The sequence below is a fragment of the Candidatus Streptomyces philanthi genome (genome assembly GCF_059553635.1).
On the sequence record NZ_JCANQV010000289.1, the window covers coordinates 1 to 6,909 of the forward strand.

Here is a 6,909-nt window from a genome sequence, read left to right on the forward strand (position 1 = left end):
CGCCGGCGTCCCCGACGACCTCGGCGAGGCCCCCGAGGGAACGCCCGCCTCCCTCCCGGCGCTGCGCGAGGCGTACCGCGCCGCCTCCCAGCTGTACGAGAAGGTCGGCGTCGGCGCCGACCTGCGCGCCGAACAGGCCCGCGCCGAGGGCGATGAGAGTGCCGCGCTCGCCGAGCTGAACCGCCTGACCAACAAGGTCCGCACCCGCGCCGAGGCGCTGCTGGAGAGCCCGGACGCGGCCGACGGCCCGTCCCGCCGGGCCGCGGCGGCCCGCGCCGAGTCGCTGGTCCAGATGCTGGAGGGACGCGCCTCGGCCGCCAGCGAACAGCTGGGCCGGCTGCGCGGCGAGGCCGAGCGGCTGGCGCCCGCCGACGGCGACGCGCACACCGAACTGCCCGAGGAGCTGGTCCCGGCCGACGCCGACCGCGCCAAGGAGCTGCTGCGCACCGCGGGCGCCGAACTCGCCACCGCCACCGAGGTGCTGGAGGCCGCGCGCGCCCGCCACGAGGAGCTGCTGCGCGGGCACCGCGCCGCCGAGGAGGCCGCGGACGGCTTCGAGGAGACCGCCGCGCTGCTGCGCGATCTGCTGCGCGACCAGCAGGCCGAGGACCGGACCGAGGAGCGGCCCGAGCCGTACTCCGGCGGGCTGGAGGAGGGCCGCCGGGCCGCCGCCGAGTCGCGCCGCTCGCTGCGCGGCTGCGCAGCCGACCTCTCCGCCGCCGAGGCCGCCGTCCGCGAGGCCGCCGACGTCCTCGTCCGGCACGCCAACTCCACCCGCTACGAGCAGGTGCGCACCCCGGCGCGGCAGCAGATCCGGGAGCTGCCGGCGTCCGCGCTGCCCGAGCACGCGGCCGCCTGGGCGGAGGCGTTCGCGCCCCGGCTGCGGGTCCTGAGCGACGAGCTGGAGCAGCTGGAGCGCAACCGCGACAGCATCGTCGACAGGCTGCGCGGCCTGGTCGAGTCGTCCCTGGCCACGCTGCGGTCCGCGCAGCGGCTGTCCCGGCTGCCGGAGGGCCTGGGGGAGTGGTCCGGCCAGGAGTTCCTGCGCATCCGCTTCGAGGACCCGGACCAGGCCACGCTCACCGAGCGGCTGGGCGAGGTCATCGACGAGGCGACCCGCTCCGCCGTCCGCAAGAACAGCGATCTGCGGCGGGACGGGATGTCGCTGCTGCTGCGCGGTGTGGCGGCGGCGCTCCAGCCGCGCGGGGTGGCGGTGGAGATCCTCAAGCCGGACGCGGTGCTGCGCGCCGAGCGGGTGCCGGTGGGGCAGATGGGCGATGTGTTCTCCGGCGGGCAGCTGCTGACCGCGGCGATCGCTCTGTACTGCACGATGGCCGCGCTGCGCAGCAACGACCGGGGCCGCGAGAAGCAGCGGCACGCCGGCACGCTGTTCCTCGACAACCCCATCGGCCGCGCCAACGCCACCTACCTCCTGGAGCTCCAGCGGGCCGTCGCCGACGCGCTGGGCGTCCAGCTGCTGTACACCACGGGCCTGTTCGACACCACGGCGCTCGCCGAGTTCCCGCTGGTCATCCGGCTGCGGAACGACGCGGACCTGCGGGCGGGCCTGAAGTACATCAGCGTCGAGGAGCATCTGCGTCCGGGACTGCCGCAGCGGGACCCGTCCGAGGAGCCGGTGCACGGCCAGATCACGGCGACCCGGATGTACCGCAGGCCCGAGGAGCCCGCCGGGAGCTGACCGGGCGCCCGCTCACCGGACCCCCGGCCTGCGGGGGTCGAACAGCGCGATGGGGTGCCGGGTGCCGCCGGTCAGCGCCAGATCGGCGGCGATCTCGCCGACCACGGGGACGAACTTGAAGCCGTGGCCGGAGAAACCGCAGGCCACGGTCACCGTCTCCGGGTGCGCGGGGTGGCGGGTGAGCACGAAGTGCTCGTCCGGGGTGTTGGTGTACATACAGGTGGCGGCGTCCAGGAAGCGGCCGGGCAGGCCGGGCAGCCTCCGCGCCGCCTGCCCGGCCATCGCCGCCACCTCCTCGTCGCGCACCGTCCGGTCGATGCTCTCCGGGTCGCACACGGTGCCCCTGCGGAAGAAGGCGACCTTGGCGCCGCCACGGGGCCCGTCGATCGCGGGGAAGCCGTAGATCTGCACCCCTTCGGCGTCCTCCCAGATGTAGACGGGATGCCGCTCGGGGACGTACGGGGCGGTGCCGCCGTCGGGTGCGAACCAGTGCATGACGTGCCGTTCGACGGTGAACGGCACACCCAGGTCCGCGAGCAGCCGCGGCGCCCAGGCCCCCGGGCAGATCACCAGGTGGCCGGCGGTGTAGCTGTCGTCGGGGGTGTGCACCCGTACGCCGCGCCCGCCCGGCAGCACCTCCCAGCGGGTCACCGGTTCCTCGAAGTGCAGGTCGGCGCCGTGCCGGGTGGCGAGCTGGAGCTGAGCGGCGACGGTGTTCTCCGGGCGCAGGAACCCGGCACGGGCCTCGTACAGGGCGACCTCGTCGTCGGCCGGGGCCAGGGTCGGGAAGCGGCGGCGGATCTCCGGGGCGTCCAGCATCTCGTGCGGCAGGTCCCAGGTCCGGGCCGAGAGCAGGGAGCCGGCGACGGTACGGCTGCCGGGGCGGCCGAGCATGATGCCGCCGCAGAGGGTGGCGATGTCGCGGCCGGTGTCCCGCTCCAGTTGTTCGTACAGCTCGTAGGCGCGCAGCAGCAGCGGGACGTAGGCCGGGTCCTCGAAGTAGGACTGGCGGGTGACGCGGGAGCCGCCGTGGCTGGAGCCGTGCCGGTGCACCGGGCCGAATCTCTCCAGGCCCAGCACCCGGGCCCCGCGGGCGGCCAGACGGTGGGCGGCGGCGCTGCCCATGCCGCCGAGTCCGAGCACGATCACATCGGGGGAAGGGGACAAGCGGGCCTCCCGGGGCCGGACGGGTCGCGGGCGCGCCCCCCGTACGGGACGTCCGGCTCCTCGGCGGCACCGGTGGCGGGGGAGGACGGCGCGGAGTGCGGGCGGAGGGCGGTGGTGCCGCCCCGGTGTCGCTCATGGCGCTCGGTGTCGCGCCATGGGGGACATGCTGGAAGTCCGTCCGCCGTCCGTCAAGAGGCGGGCCGGCCCGGGTGGCCCATCCGCCGCGACAGGTCGGCGGCGGCCCGCGCGGTGTGCCGGGCCAGTTCGGGAAGGAGGGCGCGCTCCATGCGGTACGCCGGTCCCGACACGCCGATCGCGCCGATCACCGTGCCGTCGTGCCCCCGTACCGGGGCCGCCACCGCGTTGAGCCCGGTCTCCAGTTCCTCGTGGGTACGGGCGAACCCGTCCGCCGCCGCGGCCTCCAGCTGCTCGCGCAGCGCGGCCCTGCGGGTGACCGTGTGCGGGGTGAACCGCGCCAGCCTGCGGCCGAGCAGCGCGTCCCGCCGCTCCGGCGGCAGATGGGCCAGCAGCACCTTGCCGCTGGCGGTGGCGTGCAGCGGGGTGCGGCGGCCCAGCCAGTTGTGGGCGGTCACCGCGGCGGAGCCCCTGGCCTGCATGATGTTGACGGCGGCGTCCCCGTCGAGGACCGCGATGTTGGCGGTCTCCCCGGTGGTCTCGGCCAGCGCCCGGCACACCGGCTGGCCCTCCTGCGAGATGTCCAGCCGGACGGCCGCCGCGCCGGCCAGCCGCAGTACCCCGGCGCTCAGGAAGTACTTCCCGCGCTCCCCCTCCTGCGCCACCAGACCGCGGCTTTCCAGGACACCGAGGATGCGGAACGCGGTGGAGCGGTGCACGCCCAGCTCGGCGGACAGCTCCGTCACCCCGGCCTCGCCGCGCAGCGCCAGGAGTTCCAGGACGCTCACCGCGCGGTCGACGGACTGGACGGCCCCCGCGGCGCCGCGCCGCTCCCCGGACCGGTCCCCGGCCGTATCGGTCGTGTTCGGCATGGGTCTTCGTGTCACCACCCGCTGGCCCCCGGGGCACGTCGAGGAATCCGCCGGGCGGTCTTCGGCGGACCGCCGCCCGGCCCGGACTGTGTTGCGCATCGCGCGCTGTGGTGCGTCGTGCGGGACGTCATGATACCGAGCGGCGCGCCCGGGACCAGATGACGAACATCCGTCCCCCGCTTCACTCTTTCATGGGTATTCGGCCCACGGCACCGCCGTCACACCACCGCACGCCCCGCACCCGGACCGCCACGGCGCCGTTCGCGGCGTCTCTCCCGCCGCTCCCGCCGCCGCTCACGGCGCAACTGACGGGCCGTACTGCTCGGCACCGACCGCACACCGTGCCGCTGCACCCACACCTGACGGGTCACCCAGACGTCCAGCACGCCCCAGGTCGCCACCACGGTGGAGGCGACCGCGGCGAGCACGGCGGGGAACGCGAACCACGACCCGGCCAGCGCGTTCAGGAACGCCACCATCCCCAGGACCAGCGTCACCGCCACGATGATGACCGCGCGCACCGCCGCCTCCCGCACCGGGTCGGCCATCCGCGGCCTGCGGGCCGGCTCCTCCCGCCACAACGGCCCCCTGCCGATGTCGCTCACGCGTTCCCCCTCCCCCTCCCACGCCCTGTCCGTCTCCTGGGCAACTGCCCGGCTTTTGCCCGGTACCCTCCCAGGGGCCGGTCTCGTCCACCGTCATCGTCGCCCACCGCGGCGCCGCACGGACACGCGGGGCGGTACGGACGGAGCACGGGAACGGAGGCCGGCGCATGGCAGGCACGGGAGAGACGGGCGGCATGTCCGGCTATCAGCGGACAACATGGGACGATACTCTCCGGTCGCCTTCCCGGGGTGTGGATCGCTCTTCGGATCGACTCCCCGACAGTAGTAGGCTCACGCCGTTTGTTGACGGAACACCATCCCGGCGCACCGGGGTTGACGTAGGGGAGGCCATGCGCTTTCGCGGGAAATCGATCCGCAGGAAGATCGTGGCGTTGCTGCTCGTACCGCTGGTGTCCCTGACCGCCCTGTGGGTGTTCGCGACCTATCTCACCGGCCGCGAGGCCAACCAACTCCTCGACCTCGCCTCCGTGGTGCGCAAACTGGGGCATCCCACACAGAACCTGATCGCGGACCTCCAGCGCGAACGCCGCCAGAGCCTCCTCTACCTCGCCGACCGCCGCAACGCCACCGCGCTGCCCCGCCTCCAGCAACTGGCCCGCGCCACCGACGAGTCCGCCGACCGGCTGCGCGCCAACATCGCCGACCCCGACGTCCGCGAGGACCTCGGCGGCCGCGCCGGCTACGCCGTCGACTCCGTCGTCAAGGCCCTGTCCGGGCTCGACGCCCTGCGCTCCCGGGTCGAGAACAACACCGTCTCCCGCGACGAGGCGTTCGAGGGCTACAACGCCGCCGTCGACCCGGCCTACGACTTCCTCACCTCCCTCCACGCCCTCGACACCTCGGACATGGACCGCCAGGCCCGCGCCCTGATCACGATCACCCGCGCCCGCGAGGCCGTCTCCCGCGAGGACGCCCTGATGGCCGCGGCCCTCGCCTCCGGCAGCATGAGCGCCCGCGACCTGCGCACCATGTCCGACCAGGTCGCCGAGCGCGGCGTCCTCTACCGCACCGGCCTGCCCCTGCTGACCGCCCGCGACCGCGGCACCTACGCGGACTACTGGCGCGGCCCCCGCACCCGCGACCTGCTGTCCTTCGAGGACAAGGCCATCGCCGCCGGCGCCGCCAAGGCCCCCCGCGCCGTCAACCCCGAACGCTGGGAGGCCGCCGCCTCCACCGTCCTCGACGAACTGTGGCGGATGGACCGGGAGGCCGCGGAACGCTTCCAGGAACGCGTGAGGCCCGTCGCCTGGAACGTCGTCCTCAAGGCCGCCGTCGCCGGCGTCCTCGGCTTCCTCGCCCTGCTCGTCTCGCTCGTCGTCTCCGTCCGCGTCGGCCGGCGGCACATCAAGGACCTGACGCGGCTGCGCAGGACCGCGCACGAGATCTCCGGCGTCCGGCTGCCCAGCGTCATGCGGCGCCTCGCCGCGGGCGAACAGGTCGACGTGGAGACCGAGGCGCCCCGCCGCGAGTTCGGCCAGGACGAGACCGGCCAGGTCGGCCAGGCCCTCAACACCCTCCACCGCGCCGCCGTCGAGGCCGCCGTCAAGCAGTCCGACATGCGCCGCGGCGTCTCCGAGGTCTTCGTCAACCTCGCCCGCCGCAACCAGGTCCTGCTGCACCGTCAGCTCACGCTCCTCGACACCATGGAACGGCGCACCGAGGACGCGGAGGAACTCGCCGACCTCTTCCGCCTCGACCACATGACCACCCGCATGCGCCGCCACGCCGAGGGCCTGGTCATCCTCTCCGGCGCCGCCCCCTCCCGGCAGTGGCGCAAGCCCATCCCGCTGATGGACGTGGTCCGCGCGGCCGTCGCCGAGGTCGAGGACTACGAGCGGGTCGAGGTGCGCCGGCTGCCGCGGCTCGCGGTCGAGGGCCCCGCCGTCTCCGACCTCACCCACCTCATCGCCGAACTCCTGGAGAACGCCACGGTGTTCTCCCCGCCCCACACCACCGTCCAGGTCCACGGCGAACGCGTCGCCAACGGCTTCACCCTGGAGATCCACGACCGCGGCCTCGGCATGGCCGCCGACCAGCTGCTCGACGCCAACCTCCGGCTCGCCGAGACCCCCGAGTTCGAACTGTCCGACACCGACCGGCTCGGCCTCTTCGTCGTCAGCCGGCTCGCCCGCCGCCAGGGCGTACGGGTCTGTCTCCAGCCCTCCCCGTACGGCGGCACCACCGCCGTCGTCCTCCTCCCCGGCGCCCTCCTCACGGAGGTGCCCGAGGACCGCACCGTCACCTCCGGCCGCCCGGAGCGCGGACGCGAACTGCCCGGCGCGACCCCCGCCGCCCTCGCCCGGGGACCGGTCCCGCTCCCCGAGCGCGCCGACCGCACCCCCGCCGTCCCCATGGCACGCACCACCTCCAACCTGCCGTTCGTCCCGGCCCCCGCGGACGGGGAGGACAA

4 protein-coding genes and 1 pseudogene are annotated in these 6,909 nt (G+C 74.7%); 2 read left to right on the top strand and 3 right to left on the bottom strand.

The features are described from left to right. Positions 1–1,699, top strand: a pseudogene (locus tag AC51EU_RS24760) (hypothetical protein); the annotation flags it as partial. Positions 1,700–1,711: 12 nt separating this feature from the next. Here AC51EU_RS24760 and solA read toward each other — a convergent pair. From solA to AC51EU_RS24775, 3 genes are all read right to left on the bottom strand, one after another. Then, positions 1,712–2,866, bottom strand: coding sequence for an N-methyl-L-tryptophan oxidase (gene solA / locus AC51EU_RS24765; RefSeq protein WP_496269275.1), 1,155 nt, complete (start codon positions 2,864–2,866; stop codon positions 1,712–1,714). A 188-nt stretch (positions 2,867–3,054) separates the two neighbouring features. After that, positions 3,055–3,873, bottom strand: coding sequence for an IclR family transcriptional regulator (locus AC51EU_RS24770; RefSeq protein WP_496269276.1), 819 nt, complete (start codon positions 3,871–3,873; stop codon positions 3,055–3,057). Between the two features lie 218 nt (positions 3,874–4,091). Continuing rightward, on the bottom strand, positions 4,092–4,478 hold the full coding sequence (locus AC51EU_RS24775; RefSeq protein ID WP_496269277.1) for a hypothetical protein: 387 nt from the start codon (positions 4,476–4,478) through the stop codon (positions 4,092–4,094). Positions 4,479–4,828: 350 nt separating this feature from the next. Between AC51EU_RS24775 and AC51EU_RS24780 the strand changes: the two genes are divergently transcribed. Next, the coding region (locus AC51EU_RS24780; protein WP_496269278.1) for a sensor histidine kinase at positions 4,829–6,909 on the top strand (2,081 nt) is incomplete at its 3' end.